The organism is Stagnihabitans lacustris, from assembly GCF_025950525.1.
Classification (GTDB): Bacteria; Pseudomonadota; Alphaproteobacteria; order Rhodobacterales; family Rhodobacteraceae; genus Stagnihabitans.
Genome location: NZ_JAPDGS010000008.1, coordinates 1 through 25,148 on the forward strand (window position 1 = coordinate 1; position 25,148 = coordinate 25,148).

The 25,148-nt window shown below is 67.4% G+C and carries 19 protein-coding genes; 7 read left to right on the plus strand and 12 right to left on the minus strand.

The window, feature by feature from the left end; all coding sequences use genetic code 11:
• Positions 1–2,011, plus strand: a 2,011-nt coding sequence (katG, locus tag NX862_RS16080; protein WP_264494957.1) for a catalase/peroxidase HPI, incomplete at its 5' end; no start/stop codon positions are given.
• Positions 2,012–2,074: 63 nt separating this feature from the next.
• Here katG and NX862_RS16085 read toward each other — a convergent pair.
• From NX862_RS16085 to NX862_RS16135, 11 genes are all read right to left on the minus strand, one after another.
• Positions 2,075–3,190: a DUF1501 domain-containing protein gene (locus tag NX862_RS16085; protein ID WP_264494958.1), complete on the minus strand. Its 1,116-nt coding sequence runs from the start codon at positions 3,188–3,190 to the stop codon at positions 2,075–2,077.
• A 9-nt stretch (positions 3,191–3,199) separates the two neighbouring features.
• Positions 3,200–4,822 (minus strand): DUF1800 domain-containing protein, encoded by a 1,623-nt coding sequence (locus tag NX862_RS16090; RefSeq protein WP_264494959.1) that lies wholly within the window; start codon positions 4,820–4,822, stop codon positions 3,200–3,202.
• Positions 4,823–4,949: 127 nt separating this feature from the next.
• Entirely contained in the window at positions 4,950–5,387 is a 438-nt protein-coding gene (locus tag NX862_RS16095) for a MarR family winged helix-turn-helix transcriptional regulator (protein WP_264494960.1), read from the minus strand.
• 29 nt (positions 5,388–5,416) lie between these two features.
• On the minus strand, positions 5,417–7,657 hold the full coding sequence (locus NX862_RS16100) for a beta-glucosidase (RefSeq protein WP_264494961.1): 2,241 nt from the start codon (positions 7,655–7,657) through the stop codon (positions 5,417–5,419).
• Positions 7,648–8,190, minus strand: coding sequence for a cysteine hydrolase family protein (locus NX862_RS16105; protein ID WP_264494962.1), 543 nt, complete (start codon positions 8,188–8,190; stop codon positions 7,648–7,650). Before NX862_RS16105 ends, NX862_RS16100 begins: the two co-directional genes overlap by 10 nt.
• A gap of 42 nt (positions 8,191–8,232) precedes the next feature.
• Positions 8,233–9,276: an ABC transporter ATP-binding protein gene (locus NX862_RS16110; RefSeq protein ID WP_264494963.1), complete on the minus strand. Its 1,044-nt coding sequence runs from the start codon at positions 9,274–9,276 to the stop codon at positions 8,233–8,235.
• The gene (locus tag NX862_RS16115) at positions 9,273–10,049 is read right to left on the minus strand and encodes an ABC transporter permease (RefSeq protein ID WP_264494964.1); all 777 of its coding nucleotides are present in this window, start codon (positions 10,047–10,049) and stop codon (positions 9,273–9,275) included. Before NX862_RS16115 ends, NX862_RS16110 begins: the two co-directional genes overlap by 4 nt.
• Positions 10,046–10,975: an ABC transporter permease gene (locus tag NX862_RS16120; protein ID WP_264494965.1), complete on the minus strand. Its 930-nt coding sequence runs from the start codon at positions 10,973–10,975 to the stop codon at positions 10,046–10,048. Before NX862_RS16120 ends, NX862_RS16115 begins: the two co-directional genes overlap by 4 nt.
• Positions 10,965–12,041, minus strand: coding sequence for an ABC transporter substrate-binding protein (locus NX862_RS16125; RefSeq protein WP_264494966.1), 1,077 nt, complete (start codon positions 12,039–12,041; stop codon positions 10,965–10,967). Before NX862_RS16125 ends, NX862_RS16120 begins: the two co-directional genes overlap by 11 nt.
• Positions 12,042–12,380: 339 nt before the next feature.
• Positions 12,381–14,534 carry an MGH1-like glycoside hydrolase domain-containing protein gene (locus tag NX862_RS16130; protein ID WP_264494967.1) on the minus strand — a complete coding sequence of 718 codons (2,154 nt, stop codon included), beginning with the start codon at positions 14,532–14,534 and terminating at the stop codon, positions 12,381–12,383.
• 32 nt (positions 14,535–14,566) lie between these two features.
• A complete protein-coding gene (locus tag NX862_RS16135; RefSeq protein ID WP_264494968.1) occupies positions 14,567–15,769 on the minus strand; it encodes an amidohydrolase family protein in 1,203 nt (400 codons plus the stop codon).
• A 192-nt stretch (positions 15,770–15,961) separates the two neighbouring features.
• Here NX862_RS16135 and NX862_RS16140 point away from each other — a divergent pair, with 192 nt between their 5' ends.
• The 6 genes from NX862_RS16140 to NX862_RS16165 are packed head-to-tail and all read left to right on the plus strand — an operon-like array spanning position 15,962 to position 22,933.
• Positions 15,962–16,789, plus strand: a complete 828-nt coding sequence (locus NX862_RS16140) for an FAD binding domain-containing protein (RefSeq protein WP_264494969.1) — start codon at positions 15,962–15,964, stop codon at positions 16,787–16,789.
• Positions 16,789–19,473: a molybdopterin-dependent oxidoreductase gene (locus NX862_RS16145; protein ID WP_264494970.1), complete on the plus strand. Its 2,685-nt coding sequence runs from the start codon at positions 16,789–16,791 to the stop codon at positions 19,471–19,473. The genes NX862_RS16140 and NX862_RS16145 overlap by 1 nt, the downstream gene beginning before the upstream one ends.
• Positions 19,466–20,932 (plus strand): 6-hydroxynicotinate reductase, encoded by a 1,467-nt coding sequence (locus NX862_RS16150; RefSeq protein ID WP_264494971.1) that lies wholly within the window; start codon positions 19,466–19,468, stop codon positions 20,930–20,932. The genes NX862_RS16145 and NX862_RS16150 overlap by 8 nt, the downstream gene beginning before the upstream one ends.
• 3 nt (positions 20,933–20,935) lie before the next feature.
• Positions 20,936–21,775 (plus strand): UPF0280 family protein, encoded by an 840-nt coding sequence (locus tag NX862_RS16155; protein WP_264494972.1) that lies wholly within the window; start codon positions 20,936–20,938, stop codon positions 21,773–21,775.
• A complete protein-coding gene (locus tag NX862_RS16160; RefSeq protein ID WP_264494973.1) occupies positions 21,768–22,352 on the plus strand; it encodes an amino acid synthesis family protein in 585 nt (194 codons plus the stop codon). Before NX862_RS16155 ends, NX862_RS16160 begins: the two co-directional genes overlap by 8 nt.
• Positions 22,349–22,933: an amino acid synthesis family protein gene (locus NX862_RS16165; protein WP_264494974.1), complete on the plus strand. Its 585-nt coding sequence runs from the start codon at positions 22,349–22,351 to the stop codon at positions 22,931–22,933. The genes NX862_RS16160 and NX862_RS16165 overlap by 4 nt, the downstream gene beginning before the upstream one ends.
• Before the next feature lie 28 nt (positions 22,934–22,961).
• Here NX862_RS16165 and NX862_RS16170 read toward each other — a convergent pair whose 3' ends face one another.
• Positions 22,962–25,094: a beta-galactosidase gene (locus NX862_RS16170; protein ID WP_264494975.1), complete on the minus strand. Its 2,133-nt coding sequence runs from the start codon at positions 25,092–25,094 to the stop codon at positions 22,962–22,964.
• Between the last annotated feature and the right edge of the window lie 54 nt (positions 25,095–25,148).

Genomic DNA, 25,148 nt, shown 5'->3' on the forward strand with positions numbered 1-25,148 from the left:
GGGCGATTTCGACTATGCCGAGGCTTTCGGCAAGCTGGATTATGCCGGGCTGAAGGCTGACCTGACCGCGCTGATGACGGACTCGCAGGACTGGTGGCCGGCGGATTGGGGCCATTACGGCGGCTTGATGATCCGCATGGCCTGGCACTCGGCCGGGACCTACCGGACCGCCGATGGTCGCGGCGGTGCGGGCAATGGGACGCAGCGCTTTGCGCCGCTGAACTCTTGGCCCGACAACGGCAACCTGGACAAGGCGCGCCGCCTTTTGTGGCCGATCAAGCAGAAATACGGCAATGCGATTTCCTGGGCCGATCTGATGATCCTGGCGGGCAATGTCGCGCTGGAGTCGATGGGCTTCAAGACCTTTGGCTTTGGCGGCGGGCGTGCGGACGTCTGGGCGCCAGAAGAGGACATCTATTGGGGTTCGGAAACCGAGTGGCTTGCCACCTCGGACAAGGCCAACAGCCGCTACAAGGGCGACCGTGAGCTTGCGAACCCCCTGGCCGCCGTCCAGATGGGCTTGATCTATGTGAACCCCGAAGGTCCGGACGGCCGTGCCGACCCCGTCGCCTCGGGCCGCGACATCCGCGAGACCTTTGCCCGGATGGCGATGAACGACGAAGAGACCGTGGCGCTGGTTGCGGGCGGCCACACCTTTGGCAAGGCGCATGGCGCCGGTGATCCGACGCTGGTGGGCGCAGAGCCCGAAGCCGCCGATCTGGAAGAACAAGGCCTTGGCTGGAAGAACGCCTTTGGCACCGGCAAAGGCATCCACACCACGACCTCGGGCATCGAAGGCGCCTGGAAGCCCAATCCGACGACTTGGGACATGGGCTATCTGCGCGTCCTGTTCCAATACGAATGGGAGCTGACCCATTCCCCCGCCGGTGCGCAAATCTGGCTGGCCAAGGATGTGGCCGAAGCCGACATGATCCCCGATGCGCATGATCCGTCGATCAAGCACCGTCCGATGATGACGACGGCGGATATGGCGATGCGCTTCGACCCGATCTATGGGCCGATCTCGCAGGCCTATGCCGCCGATCCGGCGAAGTTCGCCGATGCCTTTGCCCGCGCCTGGTTCAAGTTGACCCACCGCGACATGGGGCCCAAGGCGCTGTATCTGGGGCCCGAGGTTCCGGCCGAAACGCTGATCTGGCAGGACCCGATTTCCCCCGCGCCGGGCCCCCTGTCCGAGGCCGATATTGCGACGCTGAAGGCACAGGTCCTTGGGTCCGGTCTGACCGTGGCAGAGCTGGTGCGGACGGCCTGGGCTTCGGCCTCGACCTTCCGGGGTTCGGACAAGCGGGGCGGGGCGAATGGCGCCCGCATCCGTCTGGCGCCGCAAAAGGATTGGGCGGTCAACCGTCCGGCGGAACTGGCGCGCGTTCTGGCCAAGCTGGAAGAGATCAAGGCGGGCTTCGGCCACCGCGTCTCGATGGCCGATCTGATCGTGCTGGCGGGGTCGGCGGCGGTCGAACAGGCCTCGGGTCTGGCCGTGCCCTTCACCCCCGGTCGTGGCGATGCGACCGAGGCGCAGACCGACGCCGACAGCTTTGCCCCGATGGAGCCCGAGGCCGACGGCTTCCGCAACTGGATCAAGCCGGGCCTTGCGGCGCCTGCCGAAACCATGCTGGTTGACCGCGCTCAGCTGTTGAAGCTTTCGGCCCCCGAGATGACGGTTCTGGTCGGCGGCCTGCGCGCCCTTGGCGTGTCCGAAGGTGATGCCGGCGTTCTGACCCGGACCCCGGGCAAGCTGACGAACGACGTTTTCGTCAACCTTTTGTCGATGGAGACCGCGTGGAAGCCCGAGGGCGCGGCCTATGCCGCCCATGACCGCAAGACCGGCGCAAAGGTCTGGACCGGCACGCGTGTCGACCTGGTCTTCGGGTCGAATTCGATCCTGCGGGCCGTGGCCGAAGTCTATGCCCAGACCGACTCGCGCTTTGCGGCCGATTTCGTCAAGGCCTGGGTCAAGGTGATGGAGCTGGACCGCTTCGACCTGAAGTGATCGCGATGACATGACAAAACGGCCGTCCTTCGGGGCGGCCGTTTTGCTTTTCCCCGCACAGCGCTAGGCGTAAAGCCCCAAGGGTCGCGGGGTCAGGCCGGGGAATATCCCCGCGCTTACACCCATATGGGCCGACAGGATCTCGGCCAGGACATCGCGGTAATCGGTGGTCACGGCCAGGTCCGCGCCCTCTTCCAGCGCGTCATTGGCCAGGCCCGGCCAGCGGCCCAAAAGGCGCCCGCCGCGGGCTTGCGGCCCCAGCACCATCATCGCCCCCGCCCGCCCGTGATCCGTCCCGCCCGAGGCATTGGCCCGCAGCCGCCGCCCGAATTCGGATTGCACCACGACCGCCACATCCTGTTGCCGCGGCCCCAGATCGCGCCAAAAGGCCATCAGCGTGCGGCTCAGCGTCGAAAGCAACTCGCGGAAGGCGCCCGCCTGGTTCACATGCGTGTCCCAGCCGCCGAAATCCAGCGTGGCAATCCGCAGCCCCATATCCGCCTTGATCGCCTGGGCCACGGTCTGCAGCGGCTGGGTCAAGGCGGTCTCGGGCCAGTCAACGCCCGGCACATAGGGCCGCATCCCGCTGCCGTCTTGCCAGAACCGGTCCTGCAGCGCCTGGCTAAGCGTCAAAAGCTGGGTGATCGGCGCCGACAGGGGTCCGTGGTCGCCAAAGCCCTCGGCCAGCCGGGCCCGCAGCGCCGGGGCCAGCCAGTGACCCGGCGCCAGCATCAGTTCGGACAGGTCGGGGGCGACGGCGGTATGGGCGCCGCGCAGGCTTTCGGGCGCCTGGGTGCCCACGGCCAGCGCCGGCAAGGGCCCCCCGGCCTTCAGTGCGGCCAACGACCGCCCCAGCCAGCCGCCATCCCCCGCCGCCCGCTCGATCCGCGCTTCGGCGTCGAAATGGCTGCGGGTCGCCTCGGTCAGGCCGGTGGCGTGCAGGATCGACAGATCGCCCGCGTGAAACAGGTCCGCCAGCTCTCCGGCGGCCGGATGCAGGCGGAAATCCACATCGGCCAGGGCATCGGTCAGCTTGTGGCCCGCATCCTCGCCCTTGCGCAACACGCGCAGGAATTCAGGCCGGGCGGTGATGTAATCGGCATCGGCCGTGGGGGCGACCAACGAGAGGCTATCGGCCCCACCGCGCAGAAAGATGACGACAAGGATGGGATCGGCCATGGCTTACCTTTACCGGAACAGAAACGCGGGCGTCAGGGCCGCAAAGGCCACGGCCAGGGCAGAGGCATCGTGGCGCGCGGTTGCGTCCTCGGGCATCGGATCGCCGGGGCTGGCCCCGATGGCCGCAAACAGCGCGCCGAAGTCGTCGGGCACGCCAAAGGCCGCCGCCCAATGTGCGGCCAACGCGCCCAACGTCGCAACCTCCGGCACCGTCAGCCGCGTCTGGGTCACGCCAAACCAGTCGTCATGCCCGGTCAGCGCATAATCAACCAGCCGCAACAGGGTGGTCGAGCTTTGCCAGTCCTCGGCCCGATCCGGATGGCCGGTGGGGGGCGGAAAGCTGTGCTGTTGCCAACCGGCGCGTGCCAATTGCCAGTGATAGTCGTTTTCGACGCCCGTCACCTCGGCCCCGGTCGCGCGATACAGCGCCGCCATGAACTCGAACGGGCGGCGCAGTTTGGTCGCCGGCGCCGCAAAGGCCGGGTCCGCCACCAGTGCGCGGATCACCTGAGCCATCTGGTCGGGCGCATCGACGGCGGCCAGGAACACGCCCGCCAGCCGGTCGATCAACCCCGCCTCGGGATCATCCGCCAAAAGCCTGCGGGCGAGTTTGGTGCAGATGAAGCGCGCCGTGCCGGGATGGCGGGCCAACAGGTCCAGCACATCTTCGGCATCGGCCATATCGGCGCGGTTGGGCGGGAATTCGACGCCAAGGATGCGCTTTTGATAGGGGTCGTGCCAGGCGGCGGCATAGTGGAAGGCGCCGGTCCGGGGCGCCTCGACCCCTTCGGCGATATAGCGGCCATCGCCCATGGTCCAGCCGGTGAAGGCGCGGGCGACCTCATAGACATCTTCGTCGATATAGCCCACCGCGACGCCATTTTCCTGCGGCACCTCGTGCCAGCGGGCGTAACGGTCGTTCAGGTAGTTGCCGGCGCCCAAAGTATGCAGCTCCAGCAGCTCGCGGGCGAAGTTTTCATTGGCGGGGCTGGCGCGGCTGTCGGCATTGTTCAGGTAACACAGCATCGACCCCGACCGCGCCACCGCCCCCAACAGGTCGCGGAAGTTGCCCAAGGCGCGCGCGCGCAGGGCGGCATCATGGGCGGGGAAATAGACCGCCGTGAACTCGTCCTTTTGCGCATGAACGTTGAAATGGTCGTGCCAGAACTGGGTCATCACCTCGCGCAGTTGCGCCGGAGAATGGACGGCGCGGATCAGGGCGGCGGCTATGACCTCATCCGCCGGGCGCACGCGTTCGGCGAATTCCATCGGCTTGGTCCAGTCGATCAGCGGCAACACGGCCTCGGGCGGGGCACTCAGCCAGGTCAGCGGCCGCAGCTCGTCCATCGCGGGCCAGGTGCCGCCCTCGCCATCCTCGCCGGCCTCATAGACCATATGCAGCCGGGCCGCGGTCAGCCGCGCTGCCATCGCGTCGGGAAGGGCGATCTGTTCCTCCAGCCAGGCTTGCGGGCCCAGGTCGGAGAACCGCGCGCGGGCTTCGGGGGTGGCGCCAAAGGTCAGGCGGTTCAGCCAAAGGTCCGATATCGCGGGCGCGGGGGCCGAGGCGCGCAGGACAGAGGGCGCCAAGGCTGCGGCAAGAGCCTGGATCAAAAAGGCGCGGCGGGTGGGCATCAGTCGACCTCCGGTTGCAGAGCCAGCCTAGCAGCATCGCCCTGTCGCGCCAAAGGCTTGGCGGATCACGCTGGCCGATATCCGCCGACGGTTCGCCCGACGGTTGGCCCGACGCCCAACCCGACGCCTAGCCCGGCGGCTGTTCGGCGATCCGCGCCAAAAGCGTCATCAGTTGATCCCGCTCTTTCGCGCTCAGGCCCCGCAGCGTCTGGGCCGTCACCTCTGCCGCCGCCGCCATCTTGGCCGCGACGAAGTCCGCGCCCTCGGGCGTCAACGAGACCTCAAGCCGCCGCAGGTCATTGGTGGACGCCTGGGTCTGCACCAACCCGCGCTTGCGCAACCGCGTCACGACCCCGTTCGTCGTCGCCGCATCCATCGCCACAAGGCGGCCCAGGTGGTTCTGGCTGACCATCCCCAACTCGTGCAGCTTGACCAGAGTGGCCAGTTGCGTCGGCGTCACATCGGGGATCGTGGCCGCAAAGATCTCCAGGTGGCGCTGGTTGGCCAGGCGCAGGCGAAAGCCGATCTGGTCTTCCAGAACATAGGCGTCAGGCTCTTGCGACATGGGGGTCTCCGGCGGTTTGCGAACACCTGTCACGGAATGGGCGGAAGGTCCATAAGGGTGGCCTGCAAGGCGGGTTCCGAGAGGTCGCCACCAACATACCAGGTCAGCGTGTCATAAAGCCCCAGGAAAGAGCCCGCGGCCCTTGTGGTCAGGGCCTGGGCCTGCGCCTCGGTCAGGTTCAGGCAGGCCATCAGGGCCGCTTGCACCTGAGCCGCGCGCACGGGATGGGCCAAAAGCACATCGGCGGGCGTCGTGGTTGCCAGCGGCGGCAGGGGCGCGGGCATGGGCTGGCAGTCCAGCGGGGCGGTCTGGCGGATGTCGCGCGACGAGGCCGCGGCCTCGACCACAAAGCCCCGGTCGCGCAGGACAAAGCGGTCCTCAGTGGGGTCGAAATGGCTGAAGTCGCGGGCGGTCAGGGCAAAGGACAGGGTGGCGCTTGCGCCGGGCGCAAGGTGGACCTTGGCAAAGGCCTTCAGCTCGCGGAGCGGGCGGGGCAGGGCGGGGGCAAGCGGGCGGATATAGATCTGCACGACCTCGGCGCCGGGGCGGGGGCCGGTGTTGGTCACGGTGACAGTGGCGGTCAGCGTCCCCCCCGGCGCAATCGACGGCGCCGACAGATGCAGCGCGTCATAGCGGAACTGCGTATAGCTGAGCCCATGGCCAAAAGGATAGCGCACCGCCATGCCGCGCCGGTCATAACCGCGGTAGCCGACGAAAATCCCCTCGGAATAGGCGTGGTGCCCGTTTTGCGGCGGATAGGACAGGATGCCGGGGATATCGCCCATCGCCAGCGGAAAGGTCGTCGTCAGCTTGCCCGAGGGATTGACCGCGCCACACAGCACCGCGGTCAGGGCATGACCAAAGCCCTGGCCCGCATAAAAGCCGCACAGGATCGCCGCGACATCTTCGGCAAAGGGCAGTTCGACTGCATCGGGGCAGGTCAGGGCGACGATGACCTTGTGGCCCGCATCGGCAAGGGCCTGGATCAGCGCGGCCTGACCTGGGGCAAGATCCAGGTTGGCGCGGTCTGTGCCCTCTCCGGCGCCCTTATCTGCGGTGGCGGGGGCATGGCTGGCCAGGATCAGGACGGCGTCATGGGTGGTGGCCGCCGTCAGGGCTGCTGGCAGGGCCTCGGGACCAAAGGGCAGATGGGTGACACGGTAGACCCTGGCCAAATGATCCAGCGGCAGGTCAAGGCGGCTGGGCCGGGTCGAGGCAGAGCCCGAGCCCTGGATCACTGGCACCGCCGCGCCCACCACCAAAAGCCGGCAGGGCGCCAGAGGAAGCGTGCCGTCGTTCTTCAGCAGGACCAGCGACTGGGCCGCGATTTCACGGGCCAGGGCGTGATGGGCCTTTAGGTCGGGCGGCTGGGCCGGGCCTTGTGTGGTGGCGCGGGTCACAAGCCGCGCCATGCGGGCGACGGCCTGATCCAGCGCCGCCTGGGGGACCGTGCCATCCCGCAGCGCCGTGACCAGCCGGGCCTGACGCGGCGCGCTTTCGGGCATGTCCAGATCGGTCCCCGCCACCAGCGCCGCCGCGCGGTCCTGCACCGCGTGCCAATCCGAGATCACCAGCCCCTGATAGCCCCATTCCCCCCGCAGAACCTGCGTCAAAAGCCAGGGGTTCTGGGTGCAATGCACCCCGTTCAGCGGGTTATAGGCCGCCATCACCGTCCAGGGATCGGCCTTTACCGCCCGTTCGAACCCCGCCAGATAGATCTCCCGCAAGGCCCGCATGTCGACATCAGAGCTTGTCGTTGTCCGCGCAATCTCTGAATTGTTGCAAGCGAAATGTTTCAGGCTGGCGCCGACGCCCTGATCTTGCAGCCCGGTGATCATGGCGGCGGCAAGCTCTCCGGCGAGGACGGGATCTTCGGAAGGGTATTCAAAGGCCCGCCCGGCCAAGGGCGTGCGGCGGATGTTGATGCCGGGGCCCAAAAGCAGATGCACCCCCAGCGCTCGCGCCTCACGGCCCAGGGCCTCTCCCATGCGGCGGGCCAGGTCGCGGTCCCAGGAACAGGCCGACAGGTTGGCATTGGGAAAGCAGGTCGCGGGGGCGGTGTCGCCGAACATCCCCTCGCCGCGGGTGATGTCCAGGAAAGCGGCCAGGGAATTGCCGCCCTGTATCTGATTGGTCGAATAGCGGACCCCATAGGCGCCGTCCGTCATCACAAGGCCCGGCAGGTCGCCAAGCGCCCGACTGCGCCACAGGCCCAGCCCGTTCAGGAAGGCAACCTTGTCCTCCAGCGAGGGGTCGGGCGTCAGGCCCATGTCCGCAAGATCTCTGACGTCGGGGCCAAAGTCACCTGTTGGGGCAGGCGGCGCGCCAGCAGGTCCAGGATGGCGTGATGGGCGGCCATGTCGGAAGATGTCACCGCATCCACCGCCACCACGACCCGCAAGCCAAGGTCGACCGCGCCCAACAGGGTGGCCAGGACGCAGGCATCGGTTTCGGCGCCCGACAGGATCAGGGTGTCGACCTCGGGCGGCAGGATCAGGGCGGGAAAGGCGGAATAGGTCGTCTTGTCCACCACCGCCCCCAGACCGCGCAGCGCGGGAACCAGGTTCAGGATATCCAGGTCCAGCCCCGTGACCTGCGGCCAGGCGGCATAAAGCGCCTGCCACTGGCCCCGCGCGGCATCCGGCGTTGCGGGGGTCACAAAGCGGGTAAAGATCGTCTGATGCGCTTGGGTCAGCCGCAGGACATTGGGCAGGATGGAGGCGATGCCCGGGACATGCCAACCGTGATCCTCGGCGAAAAGCCTTTGCAGGTCGATGGCCAGGTGGCGTGTGCGCTTTTTCATGCCTTTACCGTCATCAGGGCCCCACACCATCAAGGCCCCCCGTCATTCCGCCACCGGGATGGCATGTTCGGGCGACCATCCAAGCGTTATGGTTGCGCCCTGCGCCAGGATCGTCCCGTCGCGGTTGGCCTGGAACAGCTTCAGCCTTGTGCCGTCCAGGGTCTCCAGCAAATAGGACAGCACGGGGCCGGCATAGATCACCGTCACGATGCGGGCGGTCAGGCGGTTGGGGGCGGTCGTGCTGACCTGTAGCTTTTCGGGACGGATGGCCAGCGTTGCCTTGGCCCCCGGGGCGGGCAGGGGATGGGCGCTTTGCACCAATGTCCCATCGGCCAGCCTGACACCGCCCTGTTCCACCGTCCCGGTCAGAAAGTTGGAATCGCCCAGGAATTCGGCGGCAAAGCGGGTCTGGGGGCGTTCGTAGATCTCGGCCGGCTTGCCCGATTGCACGATCCGCCCGCGGTCCAGGATGGCGATGCGGTCCGACAGCGTCAGCGCCTCTTCCTGGTCATGGGTGACAAAGATCGTGGTCAGGCCGGTCTCCCTCTGGATGCGCAAAAGCTCGACCTGCATGTCCTGACGCAGGCGGCGGTCCAGCGCAGAGAGGGGCTCATCCAGCAGCAGGACCGAGGGCTTGATGACCAAGGCGCGGGCCAGGGCCACCCGCTGTTGCTGGCCGCCCGACAGCTCCTTGGGGCTTCGGGCGCCAAAGCCCGTCAGCCGCACCATCTCCAGCGCCTGATCGACCAGGGCGCGGGCCTCGGCGCCCCGGATGCCGCGCCGCTCCAGCCCGAAGGCGATGTTGCGCGCCACCGACATATGCGGAAACAGCGCGTAGCTTTGAAACATCATCCCGATGTTGCGGCCCCAGACCGGGACCGCGGTCACATCCCGCGTGCCGATCGTCACCGCGCCCCGATCCGGCGTCACAAACCCCGCCACGATGCGCAACAGCGTGGTCTTGCCCGACCCCGAAGGCCCCAGCAGACTGGTGAAACTGCCCGGCGCGAACTGGGTGGTGATGTCATGCAGCACCGGCACCGGGCCGAAGGATTTCGCGATGGATCGGATATGGACTTCGGTCACTTGGACGCTCCGGGGGACTGGGGGCGGGCAAAGCGGGCAAAGATCAGGATGACGCTCATCGAGCCCAGCAGCAACAGGGTCGAGATGGCGTTGATCTCGGGGGTAAAGCCCTTGCGGATCGCGGAATAGATCTGCACCGGCAGGGTGACATAGCCGGGCGAGGACAGGAAGTAAGACACGACGAACTGATCCAGCGACACGGCAAAGGCAAAGAGCGCCGCCCCCAGGATCGAGGGGAACAACAGCGGCAGCGTCACGGCGAAAAACGCATGGACAGGGGTTGAGCCCAGCGACATCGCGGCCTCTTCCAGGTCGGTGCGGATGGTTTTCAACCCGGTGCCGACGACCAGAACGACGTAAGGCACCGCCAGCGCGACATGGCCGATCACCAAGGCGTGCATCCCCCGCCCGATCCCGGTCCAAAAGAAAAAGATCAGCATCGCCGTCCCGGTGATCAGCCAGGGGATCGCGATGGGCGGCAACAGCAGCAGTTGCAACAGGCTGCGCCCGCGAAAGCTGTGGCGGTTCAGCGCCAAGGCCGCCAGCGTGCCCAAAGTCGTCGCCACCAGGGCCGTGATCACGCCCAGCACAATGGAGTTGAACCCGGCCGTCAACAGCCCTTCATTGCCCATCAGATCGCCATACCAGCGCGTCGAGAACTGAAACGGCAGCTGATACAAGGGCGAGGCATTGAAGCCCATCGCCATCAGCACCAGGATCGGCGTGTAAAGAAAGACCAGAACCGCGCCGAGGAAGATGTGACCCAGCCTCATGCCGCGGCCCCCCGTTTCAATACGCCGGAAAAGGTGGCGAAGATCGCCAGCACGACGGCCAGCAGGGTGAAGGACAAGGACGCCCCCAAGGGCCAGTTGAAGGCTTGGGTGAACTGGTCCTCGATCACCGTGCCCAGCGTCATGCCGACCTTGCCGCCCAGGATGCGCGGCTCCATGAAGGACCCGATCACCGGGACAAAGGTCAGCACCGCGCCAGAGATCAGCCCGGGGGCCGCCAGCGGGATCAGGATGCGGGTCAGCACCGTCCCCCACCGCGCGCCCAGGCTTTGCGCGGCCTCGATCACGGCGTCGTCAATGGTGATCAGCGCGATGTAACAGGTCAGGATCATATAGGGCAGATAGCCATGCACCAGGCCCAGCACGATGGCGGGGCGAGAGTACAGAAAGCTGATCGACCCATCGCCCACCAGATGCCACAGACTGTCCAGAAAGCCGTTCTCGCGCAGGACCATGGTCCAGGAAAACACCCGCACCAGACCATTGGTCCAAAAGGGCAGCAGGATCAGGACAAGCAGCGTCTCGCGCTGGCGGCCTGCCGTGCAGCGCACCAGGGCCAGGGCCGCAAAGAAACCCAGGACCGCACAGATCAGCGTGGTCCAGAACCCCATGACCAGGGTGTTCCAGGCGATGCGGACCAGATAGCCCTGGTCGATAAAGGCGCGGTAATGGCGCAGGGTGAACTCCACCGGCGCTTGGCCCATCGGCGTTTTGTTCAAGAAGGAAAAGACGAACATCGTCGCCAGGGGCAGAAAGACCGCCAGCGTCAGCCAGGCATAGGCCGGAAGCAGCAGCGCGGTGGTCGCAGCCCATCCCGGGATCTTGCGCGGGCTGTGGGGCCCGCGCAGGTCGTGCAGTCCGGTGCCCGGGCTTTGCGGCCCGGGCAAGGGGCTTGCCTCATTCGGCATAGAAGGCCTTGACCTCTTCCCAGGCGGCGTTGAAGGCCTCGCGGCGTTCGTCGGGCATGGCGGACATGACGTTCTTGGAGACCATGTAGTCCGGCTTGTGCACCTGGGCCGACAGGTCATCGGCGGGCAGGGCGGCCAGGGCCTGCGCATTGGCCGAAGCCGGCGCGCCGACCTTGGTGGCCCATTCCACATAGAACTTCGGGTCGATCATCCAGTTGATGAAGGCCGCAGCGCCCTCGGGGTTGGGCGCACCCGCCGCCACCGCCAGCCCGTCGACCCAGACCACCGCGCCCTCGGCGGGCACGACGAAATCCACCGGCAGCCCGGCATTGCGCCGCGACCGGACCGAACCGCCCGACCAGAACATCGACACGTCGAACTCACCGGCGGCAAAGCTCTTGTTCCACTGATCCTCCGAGGACCACAGCAGTTTGATATTCGGCTTCAGCGCCTTGAGCGCCTCTTTGACCGCCTCCATGTCGGCGGGATCGTTCAGGTCCTGCCCCGTGGTCAGCGCGCCCAGGGCGACCGCGATCATCGCGTCGTCGTTCATCGCAAAGCGGCCCGCATAGGCCGGTGCGGCCAGGTCCTTGTAGGAGGCCGGTTTCGCCACCCCCTCGCGCACCGCAATCGAGGTCATGCCCCAAACCCATGGCACCGCAAAGCCCTTGCCGTCGATGGCGAAATTCGGGTTGGTCAACAGGTCGGCCGAGATATTGGCCGCATTGGGGATCGTCGCCAGATCGGCCGGCACGATCAGCCCTTCCATGGCCGCGGTGGACACCCGCGCCGAATTCAAAAGCACCACGTCATAGGCGCCCGGATTGGTGCGCAGCTTGGTCAGCGTCTCGGCCTCGGAAGAGAAGTAGTCGTGGACGACCTCGATCCCGGTGGCTGTGGCAAAGGCCTCCAGCGACCAGGCCTCGTCGGTGCCATAGCCTTGCCAGTTCAGCACGGTGATCTTGCCACCCGCAGCCCGTGCGGGCAGGCCAGCAGCCCCCGCAGCCCCCGCAGCCATGGCCGCCGCCAGAACCCGCATCGTGTCGCGCCGTGAAATCCTCGTCATCTTTTCCTCCGTTAACCATGAGTGAAGGGTGGGCCATCTTGGCAGACGGCATAGCTTCCCGGGTCCGAAGATGCCACATGGCAACTGTCGGTTGAGCGCGGGACCAGGCCTCGGCCCCAGGCGCGAACCCCGGGCCGGTGATGCGATTGTTCGGACGGCGCCAAGGCGCAAGACCCCCGCGGAACCCCCGCAAAAGCCCAAGTCAAAGCGGTTTCGTCACCCTGTCAGCGCCGATTTCAGTTCAGCGATATTTGTTGGTATACATACTATTATTTTCCCGACCCGCCCTGTCAAACTGTTTCTTTCCCGGGGCCGGGCTTTCTGGTCCAAGGCGAAAAATCAGGAAAACCAAAGGTCGAATTGGCCGCCTTCTGCGCCGGTCAGGTCAAAGATCAGCCCGCCCGGAATGGGCCGAGTCCGAATCACCTCTCCGTTCCAAAGCGCCAGAACCGGCATATCGTCGCGCCAAAGCGTCACCTGACCCAAGGTCATCGCCCGGGCCGAGATGCGGTCGGGGCGCAAGATCACCTGCTCCAGCCGGGCCGAGGTCGCAAGGATCGGCTGGTCGTTCAGCGTCACGGTCAAAGTCAGCGCGTCGCAATCGACCCCCATCCGCCCCCAGGGCGAGACCAGGGGCCCGATCCGCCGCTCCGCACCCGGCCGCAGGATCAGCCCGCGCCAGGGGTCGAAGTCCACCGTCTCGCCCAGGTCGATCAAGGGCAAAAGCCCGGCCCAGATATAGAACGGATCGGTGTCGCCCTGATCCATCGCCGCGCCGGTCGTGGCGCTGTAGTTTTCGGCTGCGATCCGGTCGCCCTGCCAGTTCTTCAGGAACAGCGCCCGCGACATGGTGGCAAGGGGGGCGGTGTCCTGGCCCGCCCGGCGCAGGCCCAGCCAGACGAGGTAATTCACATTGGGCCAGATGCGGCCGCGCCAATAGACATTCTCGGCAAAGGCCGGATCGTCGCGCGTGGCATTGGGAAGCCCCCAGTCGCCGCCAAAGGTCGCGGGATCGGCCAGATGCCGCATTAGATGGGCGGTTTGCGCGGCATCGGCGGCCCCACACAGCAGCGGATAAAAGCTGGTGGGCGACAGCGACCGCACAAAGCCGCCCTGCCTTTGCCGGTTGGCAAAGATCTGGCGGTCGGCATCCCACAGCCTGTCGCGGATCAGGGCGCGGTGGCTTGCGGCAAGGGCTGCGAACTCTGCGGCCTCGGCCGCGCGCCCCAGGGCGCCGGCCATCAGCGCCAGCATCTCGGCATCCAGGCAGACGGCGCAATTCAGCCCCAGGTCCCAGGTCGACAGGCTGCGGGTGTCGGCGTCATAGACCGCCTCGTCATGGGTGGCGGAATTGTCCATCCCCGTCTCGTTTCGCGCACCAAAGGCGGTGCCCTTGTAAAGCGCCTCGCCGACGTCCGATGTCCCGCAAGAGATCAGACCGTCATGGCCGCGCATCGCCCGCCACCAGCGCTGATTGCGGGCCATCGTGTCAAAGCATTGCTTTAGCACAGAAATCTCGTGGCTGCGCTGGAACAGGTTCCAGGCGATCAGGCTGCCCAGGGGCGGCTGGCTGCGGTCGACCCAGGTGTCACGCGAGGTCGCGATACAGGCAAAGTTGCCCTGCGGCGTGGCATGAGACAGCGCCACGGCCAGGTTTTCGCGCGCAAGGCCCAGGTCCAGCACCCCGGCCAGAAGTGCGGCATAGGTCTGGTCATTGTGCCAGACCGCCCAGGTCCCCAGGTTCCAGATCCGCGTCACCGCAGTAAAGGGGCGGGCGTTGACCCCGTCCCAGATCGTGTTCCAGCCGACAATGTCGCGGATGGCGTCATAAGAGACATCGCCCGCAGCCGCCGGAGGCCCCGGCACCAAAGCCGCGCGGGCGCCCGCAAGCGCCAAGTCACGGCTGTCGGCCACCGCCGCAGCCCAGGCCCCGGCGCGCGACATCTCCAGGTTGAAACGCAGCGCCAGAAGCGGCGCGGCCTCGGCCCGGCTGTCGCGGTGGAAATAGCCATGCGCGGCGTAGTCCTGACACAAGGCGTTCAGGTCGGCATGGCCCGTCACCTGCACCGGCGCCTGATCCGTCACCAAAGCCACCCAGCGGTCGCCAAAGCGCACCAGGGCCGCGCCGTCCTGCCATGTGACCTCGTGGCGCTCTTCGGTATGCAAGGCCAGCGTCACCCAGAACCGCAGCCCCCATTCCAGCGGCTGACCCTCCCACGATCCCCGCACCGCAAAAGGCCCCGGCTTGGTCGTGCGGAAATCCACAAGCGTGCCGCCGTGTTCGGCCTGCCATTCGATCAGCGACCCGTCCAGCGCATGACGCCCCAGCCGCATCTTGTCCGACCGCGGCGCCATCAGCGCACAGTTGCGCGTCCGCGAGGAATACAGAACCGGCGTCACCCGCAGGCCCAGGGGCAGAAAGACCATCTCGCCCGGCAGGTCCGACCACGAATTCCAGGCGCGCTCTTGCGGGATCGTCAGATGTTTCAGCATGGGTCCTCCTGGGGCCAGCAAAGCACAGAGGCTCAGTGACCGCCACCCTCAGAGGGGGCGGGTTGGCGCAGGACCTTGGGGATGCGCCAGGCGGGCGGGGTGTTGCGGCTGCGGTGGCTGCGGATCACGCCGTCGATCACCGTCATGCCGACGCCGGGCAGGTTGCCGAATTGCACCGAGTCCAGGATCGTCTTGCCCGGCGTGTGCTGCGCCTGATCCATCAGCACGAAGTCGGCGCAATAGCCCTTCTCGATCATCCCCGTGTCAAGGCCGCGTTGTCGCGCCGTGTTGCCGGTGCCAAAGCAAAAGGCGATCTCGGCGGGCACATTGCCCAGACTGGACAGCATGGCGATCATCCGCAAGATGCCCAGCGGCTGCACGCCCGACCCCGCAGGCCCATCGGTGCCCAAAAGGATGCGGTCCAACTCTCCCAACTCGCGCGCGGTGTTCAGCGTCAAGAGCGCCGCGCGTTCGTTGCCGTTGTGGACAATTTCCAGCCCCATCTTGCAGCTTTCGCACAGGCAGATGATCTGGTCATCCGGAAGCGCCGAATGGCCGCCGTTCACATGGCCGATGATATCCGCCCCCGTCTCCAGCACCATGGCGGCGTCGATCAGGCCAGACCCGGGGATCGACGGCCCCCCGGTGTGGATCGTGCTTTGGATGCCGTATTTGCGCGCCCAATCCACCATCTGCCGCGCGGTCTTGCCGTCCTTGACGGTGCCGAGGCCGACCTCTCCCAGCAGTTTGACCCCGGCGGCGGCCAGGTCGCGGAAATCCTCTTCGACCATGCCATGTTCGATGATCGGCGCGCCCGCCATGACCTTGACGCCGGAGGGGCGGAAATTCTCATACCAACGCTGCGCCGCAATCGCCATGGCCTTGAGGCCGACAATATCGCGCGGACGGCCGGGCATGTGGACCTCTCCGGCGGAAATCAGCGTGGTGACACCGCCATGCAGCGTCGAGTCGATCCAGTTCAGCTGGTTTTGCCGCGGGGTGTAATCGCCCACGACCGGATGGATATGGCTGTCGATCAGCCCTGGCGCCAGCGTGGCGCCCATGGCGTCGATCTCGGTCGTGGCGCCCTCGGTGTCCAGATCGGCGGCACGGCCCCAGGCGGTGATCTTGCCATCCATCGCGATCAGGCAATCGGCGTCCAGGATCGGCGCCTCCATCCGCCCCGAAAGCATCAGGCCCACGTTGCGGATCACCAGTTTTGCGGGCTGTGACATTGGGGCTCTCCGGCGGTGTTAATGGGGGGTGGTTCATTAGTAGGCTAACATCTTGTTGCAAGGGATCAAGTTTTTCCTGCGCCCGATTTTTGGGCCGGGTTTGGGGCAAATTCCCGGCCTGTCGTGGATAGCATTTGACAGAATCCCCCGCTGGGTTTCTATTTGCATACGAACAAATTGCGGGATGCGGCGATGACCTGTCTGCAAGTGACCAAACTGCAAGACGCGCTACAGGCGCTGGCGGGGGGCGGTGTCACCGTCATCGCGGGCGGCACGGATTGGTTCCCGGCGCAGGGCGACCGTCCGATCCGGGGCGGCCTGCTGGACATCACGGGGTTAGGGGCGCTGTCGGGCATCTCGCGTCAGGGGACGGAGTGGCGGATCGGCGCCACGACGACCTGGAGCGCGCTTGCCGCGGCCAACCTTCCGCCGGGGTTCGACGGGCTGCGTGCTGCGGCGCGGCAGGTGGGGTCCGTGCAGGTGCAAAACGCCGGGACCATCGCGGGCAATATCTGCAACGCCTCGCCCGCCGCCGATGGGGTGCCGCCGCTTTTGGCGCTTTTGGCGCGGGTCGAACTGGCCTCGGTCCGCGGCACAAGGCATCTGGCCCTGGCCGATTTTCTGCTGGGCCCGCGCCGCACGGCCCGCGCCCCGGACGAGCTGGTGACGGCGCTGATCCTGCCCGATCCGGGGGCTGCGGTTTCGGGTTTCGCCAAGCTGGGGGCGCGGCGCTATCTGGTGATCTCGATTGCCATGGTGGCGGCGAACCTGACGCTGCATCAGGGCCGCATCACCGCGGCGCGCATCGCGGTCGGCGCCTGTGCGCCGGTGGCCATGCGGTTGCCCGCCTGGGAGGCGGCCTTGGAGGGGCATCCCCTGTCGCAGCCCCTGCCGGTGCCTGACCTGCAGACCCTTGCCCCGTTGACCGATGTGCGCGCCACGGCCGCGTATCGGCGTGCCGCGGTGGCGACGCTGTTGACCGACCTTGTGACCGACCTGATCGCGAAAGGCGCAAGCTGATGGACTTCATCCTGAACGGCGCCCCGGTCTCTGCCGATCCCACCCCGGGCGAGCGTCTGTCGCAGACTCTGCGCGACCGGCTGTCGGCGTCAGAGGTCAAGGTGGGCTGCAATGCGGGCGATTGCGGCGCCTGCACGGTGCTGGTCGATGGCCTGCCGGTTTGCGCCTGCATCACCCCGGCCCATCAGGCGCGGGGCAAGCGGGTCGACACGGTCAAGGGCCTGCTGCAAACGCCCGAGGGGCAAAGGCTGGTGGCCAGCTTTCAGGCGCATCAGGCGGCGCAATGCGGCATCTGCACGCCGGGGATGATGGTGGCGGCGGTGGCGCTGCTGCGTGCCGTGCCCGCGCCCTCTGTGGTTCAGGTGCAGGACGCTTTGGGCGGGGTGCTGTGCCGCTGCACCGGGTATCGCAAGATCATCGACGCGGTGATGGATGCCACGCCCGCGGCCATCGCGCCGGGTGGTGTCGGCACCGCCATGGCGCGGCTGGACGGGCTGGCCAAGATCACCGGCGCCGAGGCCTATGGCGACGACGTGGCCCCCTTGGGCGCCTGGGTCGTCAAGGTCATCCGGTCGCCCCATGCGCGGGCGGACTTTGCCTTTGGCGACCTGCAGGCGGTGGCGGCTCTGGGCCTGACCGTCCTGACCGCCGCCGATGTGCCCGGCCGCAACGCCTTTGGCGTCATCCCGGCCTATGTCGACCAACCGATCTTTGCCCAACGTCAGACCCGCTTTCGCGGCGAGGCCGTGGCCGCCATCGTCGGTGAGGCCGCCGTGGTCGCGGCCTTTGACCCCGAAGATTTCCCGGTGGACTGGACGCCCTTGCCCGCCCTGACCTCTCCGGCCGAGGCTTTGGCGCCGGGCGCGCCCCTGGTCCATCCCGACCGCGCGGGCAATGTGATGTGCCGGGGTCGCGTGCGGCGCGGCGATGTGGCGGCGGCACTGGAAACCGCCGATATCGTGGTCGAGGGTCGCTTTCAGACCGGCTTTGTCGAACATGCCGCGATCGAGCCCGAGGCCGGTTTCGCGCAGCAGGTCGGCGGACGGCTGGAGATCCACGCCTGCACCCAGGCCCCCGGGATGGACTTGGAGTCGATGGCCGAGATCCTGGGGATGGACCGCGCCGATATCCGCATCGTGCCGACCGCGGTGGGCGGCGGTTTCGGCACCAAGCTGGACCTGTCGGTGCAACCCTATGTGGCATTGGCCGCGCTGAAGACCGGGCGGCCCTGTCGCATCACCTATTCCCGCAGCTGTTCCATGCAGTCGACGACCAAGCGCCACCCCTCGGCGATCCACATGCAGATCGGCGCGACCCGGGATGGCCAGCTGACCGCGATGCGCTTTGACGGCGATTTCGACACCGGCGCCTATGCCTCCTGGGGGCCGACCGTGGCCAACCGGGTGCCGGTCCATGCCTCGGGCCCCTATCTGGTGCCGCATTACCTGGCCGAGACGCGGGCCATCCACACCAACGGCCCGCCCTCGGGCGCCTTTCGCGGCTTTGGCGTGCCGCAATCGGCCTTTGCGCTGGAAAGCCTGCTGGAGGACCTGGCCGCGCGCCTTGGCATCGACCCGCTGGAGCTGCGCTTGCGCAATGCGCTGCGCAATGGCGACGCCACGGTCTGTGGTCAGGTCTTTGACCAGGGCGTCGGGATCGGCGCCTGTTTGCGGGCGCTGCGTCCGGCCTATGACCTGGCCCGGGTCGAAATCGCGGCCCTTGGCGCTGGCGGCCGGTTCCGGCGCGGGGTGGGCGTGGCCTCGGGCTGGTATGGCTGCGGCAATACCTCGCTGCCCAACCCCTCGACGATCCGGGCGGGGATCAGGCCGGATGGGGCGCTTGTCCTGCATCAGGGCGCGATGGACATCGGGCAGGGGGCGAACACCGTCATCGCGCAGATCTTTGCCACCGCGCTGGGGGCGCCGGTGGACTGTCTGGTGCTGATCGGGCCGGACACCGACCTGACGCCGGACGCGGGCAAAACCTCGGCCTCGCGTCAGACCTTTGTCACCGGCAACGCGGCGCTGCGGGCGGGGCTGGCGCTGCGCGCGGCGCTTACCACGCGGCTGAACGTGGCCCCTGATGCGGCGCTGACCTTTCTGCCCGGTCAGGTCCGCGCGGGCGGGCAAAGCCTGTCGCTGGCCGCCCTGCCCCCCGACCGCTTCGGCTATGCGCTGTCGACCGAGCAAAGCTATGACCCGCCGACCCGGCCTCTGGATGCCGACGGTCAGGGCGCGCCCTATGCGCAGTTCGGTTACGCCGCCCATCTGGCCGTGGTCGAGGTCGATACCGCGCTTGGCCTGGTGCGCCCCCTGCGCTTTACCGCCGCCCATGATGTCGGCCGCGCCATCAACCCGCTGCTGGTCGAGGGTCAAGTGCAGGGCGGGATTGCCCAGGGCCTTGGGATGGCGTTGATGGAGGAATACATCCCCGGAAGGACCGAAAACCTGCACGACTACCTGATACCCACCATCGGCGACCTGCCCCCCATCGAGACGCTGATCATCGAAGAGCCCGACGCCCATGGCCCCCTTGGCGCCAAGGGCCTGGGGGAACATGTGCTGATCCCCACGGCGCCCGCGATTGTGAACGCGATCCGCGATGCGACCGGGGTCGCGCTGCACCGCCTGCCCGTGACCCCCGCCCGCCTGCGCGCGGCCCTGACGGAGCCCCGCCATGACTGACACTCCCGCCCCCACGCCCGACAAGATCCGCTGCGATGCCTGCCCGGTCATGTGCTATATCGCCGAAGGCCGCGCCGGGGCCTGCGACCGCTATGCCAACCACGGCGGCGCGCTGGTGCGGCTGGACCCGCTGACCGTGCTGCAATCGGGGGCGCCCGCGGTGGCCTTGATGGCAGACTGGGACGGCGATTTGATCCAGGGCGGGCGGCCCTTTGTCACGGCGGTCGGCGCCGGCACCACCTATCCCGATTACAAACCCGCGCCCTTCATCGTCAGCCAACAGGTCGAGGGCGTCGATATGGTCACGGTCGTGACCGAGGGCATCTTCAGTTATTGCGGCGTCAAGGTGAAGATCGACACCGACCGCCATATCGGCGCCGAACGCGCGCTTGTCCGGGTGAACGGAGAGCCCATCGGCCATGTCATGACCGGCGAATACGGCTCGGCCATGCTGTCTTTGGGCGGGGTCCTGCACCTGACCGGCGGGACCAAGGCCGAGGGCCGCGTGACCTGCGACGCGCTGTTGCGGCTGTGCAACCGCGAGGCGGTCGAGGTCACGGTGGACGCGGGCGCCACGGTGGTCATTCAGGCGGGCCAGGCGCCGATCATCAACGGCGTCACCGAACGGCTGATGCGGGTCGGCTGCGGGTCGGCCACCATCGGCATGTTCGCCCAGCAATGGCGCGGCCTTGTGGACGAGGTCGTGGTGGTCGACGACCACATCACCGGCGTCCTGTCCGAACATCAGGCGGGCAAGCTGTTGGACATCCCACCCACCGGCATCCGGATGAAGGGGCGGCGTTCGACCCCCGGGCGGTATTTCCAGGTCGCTCATCCCGGGCGCGGCTGGGGCGGAACCGATGTCGAAGACCCGCTGACCATCCTGAAGCCCTTTGAGGCCAAACACGCCTGGCCGGGGCTGCGGCTGCTGATGATCTCGACCACCGGAGAGCAATGGGCCTATTACGAACTGGACGACAGCCTGACACCGCGCCCCGCCGATGCCTCTGCGGCTCTGGCCGCCAGTGCCGCGCTGATCGGCGAGAATTGCGAGCCCTCGCTTTGTTCGGTCGTCTTCATGGCGGGGGCAGGGGGGTCTTTGCGGGCTGGGGTGACGACCAATCCGGTGCGGCTGACGCAATCGGTCAAGGCGGCGCTGACGCGGGTGACATGCGGGGGGGCGCCGGTCCATATCTGGCCGGGTGGCGGGATCACGGTCATGGTGGATGTGCTTGACATGCCGGTGAACGCGTTCGGTTATGTGCCGACGCCCGCGCTGGTGGCGCCCATCGAATTCACCCTGCGCCTGTCGGATTACGCGGCCCTGGGCGGCCATGTCGATCACATCCGCCCGGTGGCAGAGGTCCTGACCGAGGACATCCGCCTTCTGCCCGGCCCGGATGCGGCGCTGGACGCCCGCCACTTCGCCTGGGGCCGCCAGCTCTTTGGGGGGCGCTAGCGGATGGAGGCCCCCCGCGCGCAAAGGCTGGATGACCGCTTGCACCTGAGCCATGGTCCCATTGACCTGATCATCGGGGCCGATGGCGCGCGTGAGGCGGCCTTTGCCGCGGCCTGGGACCGGTTCCAGACCGTCCTGACAGAGTTGGTGTCCGAACTGCCGTTGCTGCGTCGCGCGGTGGGTGAGGCGCCCCATGGCCCCACCGCCCGGCGCATGGTGGCGGCCTGCCTGCCCCATCGCCCAGCCTTTGTGACGCCGATGGCCGCCGTCGCGGGCGCCGTCGCCGACGAGATCCTGACCGCGATGCGCAAGGTCCCCCTGACCCGCGCCTATGTGAACAACGGCGGCGATATTGCGCTGTTCCTGTCCCCCGGCGCTCGGTTCAAACTGGCCATCGCCGCGCCGGATGGGGCACCTCTGGGTCTGGTCGAGATCGCCCATGCCGATGGCGCGCGGGGGGTTGCGACCTCGGGCCTGGGGGGGCGCAGCTTTTCGCTGGGGATCGCGGATGCGGTGACGGTGCTGGCGCCGACTGCGGCCATGGCCGATGTGGCGGCGACGCTGATTGCCAATGCGGTCGATCTGCCCGGCCATCCCGCCATCCGACGCGCCCCGGCCCATGACCTGCAGCCCGACAGCGACCTTGGCGCCCGCCTTGTCACCACCCATCGCGGCGCCCTTTTGGCCTCTGATACGGCGCTTGCGCTGGACCGCGGCGCGGCGCTGGCCGAAAGCCTGATCGCGCGGGGCCTTGCCCTTTCGGCCGCCCTGTTCCTTGATGGCCAACACCGCCTGGTGGGCCACACCCATCCCCTTATCCTTCGGAGCCCCACCCATGCCTGAGGTCGCCCTTCGCAAACTTGCCACCGTGATCGAGGATATCTTCCACGAAGGCGGCCCGCCCCCGGCCACGCCCTTGCGGCGGGGCGCCATCATGGCGGTGATCGCCAACCCCTATGCCGGGCGCCATGTCGCGGATATCCAACCCTTTATGGAGGATCTGAAGCCCCTGGGCCTGATGATGGCCCGCCGACTTCTGGCGGAATTGGGGGGTGATCCTGCGGGGATCGAGGGCTATGGCAAGGGCAGCCTTGTCGGCGCGGGCGGCGAATTGGAACATGGCGCGCTGTGGCACGCCCCCGGCGGCTATGCCATGCGTGAGGTTCTGGGCGGGGCCAAGGCCGTTGTCCCCTCGTCGAAAAAGGTCGGCGGGCTGGGGGCGCGGCTGGATGTGCCGATCACCCATGTCGACGCCTCTTATGTCCGCAGCCATTTCGACTCGATAGAGGTCGGGATGAACGACAGCCCCCGCGCCGATGAGATGATGGTGGTGCTGGTCATGACGACCGGGGCGCGGGTCCATGCCCGGTCGGGCGGGCTGGCGGCAAGCGATATCACGGGCGAGGACGGGCTAAGATGAGCGCGCAACTTCGCAAGATCATCGTCTGGGTCGAGGAAACCCACCGCGAGGCCGGCCAGACGATTGCGCCGCCGACCCGCAAGGCGGTGGCCGTGGCGGTCATCGCCAATCCCTTTGCCGGGCGCTTTGTCCAGGACCTGACGCCGCTGATGGACATTGGCGCGGAACTCGGCGCGCTTCTGGGCGCGCGCTGTGTCGCGGCCTTGGGGATCGCGCCCGAACAGGCGCAAAGCTATGGCAAAGCCGCCATGGTGGGCGAGGCCGGAGAGCTGGAACATGCCGCGGCCATCCTGCATCCCAGGCTTGGCGCGCCCTTGCGGCTGGCGGTGGGGGGCGGGGCGGCGCTGGTGCCCTCGGCCAAAAAGATCGGCGGGCCTGGGCAAAGCCTGGACGTGCCCCTGGGTCACAAGGACGCGGCCTATGTCCGCAGCCATTTCGACGGCATCGAAGTGCGGCTGAACGATGCGCCGCGCGCCGATGAAATCCTGGTGGCGGTGGCCGTCACCGATACGGGCCGACCGCTGGCCCGCGTCGGCGGCCTGACCCATGCCGAGGCCCTGGGCAAGGACGGGCTGCGCTAAGACTGGCGCGCAGCCCGGGGGGCTTTTGTCACAGCCGCTCGCGCAGGATCTCGCAGCCATGGGCGGGCAGGGTGAAGCCCGCGCCATGCGGCCGGATATCGCCCAAAAGCGGCTCTCCCGCGGGCAGGGCGGGCAGGGTCTGCGGCATCTCGGTCGTGTTCAGGATGAACCACAGCCGATGCCCCTCGGTCTGGCGACACGACACTTCGACGCCCTGGGGCAGGCCGGGGATCAGCGGCGCCACGCCCATCAGGTCGCTGTCCAAAAGGTGCTGCGCCAGCTCTTCGGTCATATAGGTGCCCAGGTAGATCACCTGACCCAGCCCCTGCCGCCGCCGCGTCGCCACCGGCGTTCCGGTCAGGAACCGATGCGACCAGGTGCCAATGGCCTCGGTGCCCGGCGCCAGGATCAGCTTTTCATACAGATGCGCCGCGCGGAAGTCGCGGTTGCCAAAGGTGAAACTATAGGCCCGGTCCGCCGAGGTCGCAGGCAACCGCGCCGCCGGGTGATAGCCGCCATTCACCCGGTCCGGCCATGGCGGGAACAGCCCCGAGGCGCCCGGCCCCGCCAGCCGCCCGAATTCCTCGACCTGCACGCCCGCCAAGGCGGACAACCCCGCCCCCGGCGCCAGAACCCGGTGAATATGGTTGTCGCTGTCGCGCGTGCCGGTCATGGCCGACAGGATCAGCGTGCCGCCCGCCTCGACAAAGGCCGTCACCCGCGCCGTCCACTCCGGCTTCCACATCACCCAATGCGGCACATACAACGCCTTCAGCCGCGAAAGGTCGTCCTCGGGATGGATGAAGCCGCAAGCGACATGGGCGCGGTAGGCCGCCCGGTGCAGGATCGTCGCGTCCTCCAAAGGCGAGGGCAGGCCCATGGCATATGTCTTGTAGGCCTCCTGGTTGTCGAAATCGGCCCCCGCGATGCCCAGGTCCATGCGCACATGCGTGCCCAGGATGTCGCCCTTGTGCGCGGTCATCTCGTGGAAGAACTGGCTGGCCTCGTCATAGCGACGGCGGGGCACGTCGTCATGGTCGATGACGCCCATCCAATAGATCTCGGCCCCGTAATGCGCGGGCCGCCAGCGGAAGAACATCACCCCATCCGCCCCCCGCGCGACCGAGGTCATGGCCATGCGCCGCATCTCTCCGGGTTCGGGGGTCATGGTCGAAAACCCGGGCTGCGCGCCAAAGCCCGAAGCCTGTTCGGGCACGATGAAGTTGCCGGAATAGGCGCGGCATTGGTCCAGGTGCAGCGCCTGGGTGGCCGCAATGCCCCCGGTGCGGCGGAATTCGTCATACAGCATCGGATAGATGTCAAAGCCGATGAAATCGAGGTCCTGGCCGAAGGTGCCGCGAAAGTCGATGTCGCCCAGATTGCCCAGGTTGTGAAAGACGAACCAGTCGGGGTTGGTCTCGCGCAAGATGACGACCTGGTCATGCTGGAAGGCCGCCGTCGCATCGGCCAAAAAGCGGTGGTAGTCCTGCACATGACCCGGCGACAGAAAGGTCGGCGCCATGTCGCGCGGCAAGTCGATCTGGCCGAAGTCGTCATAGGCCAGCGCCCAGAAATCGCCGCCCCAGGCGCGGTTCAGCGTCTGGATCGTGCCGTAACGCGCCGCGCACCACTTGCGGAACTCCCGCGCACAAGAGGGCGAATAGCTTTCCGAGGCCGAGGTGTTCAGCTCGTTGTCCGTCTGCCAGCCGATCACCGCCGGATTGTCGCGGTAATGCGTGGCCAAGGCCCGGGTGATGCGGCGGGAATGGGCGCGTAAGGTGGGGCTGGTCGTGTCGCCATGCTGGCGCGAGCCATGGCCCGCCACACGGCCATTGGCATCGACGCGCAGGATCTCGGGGTAGTTCTGGGACAGCCAGCGCGGCGGGGTCGCGGTCGGCGTGCAAAGGATCGTGTTGATCCCATGGTCGGCCAGAACCGCGATGGCGCGGTCGAACAGGTCGAAATCAAACAAGCCCTCGCGCGGCTCCCAGAGATGCCAGGCGAATTCCCCCATCCGCACCGTGTTGACCCCGGCCTTTGCCATGCGTTCCGCGTCGCGGACCCAATAGCTTTCGTCGACATGTTCGGGGTAATGCGGCGCGCCCAGAAGAAAGCGGTCCAAAGACAGCGGGCGCCAGACGGACAGGGGATTGCGGGCCATGGGATTCTCCTTTGGCCCAAGGGGATAGGGCTTGCACGGGCGGGGCGTCAAGGG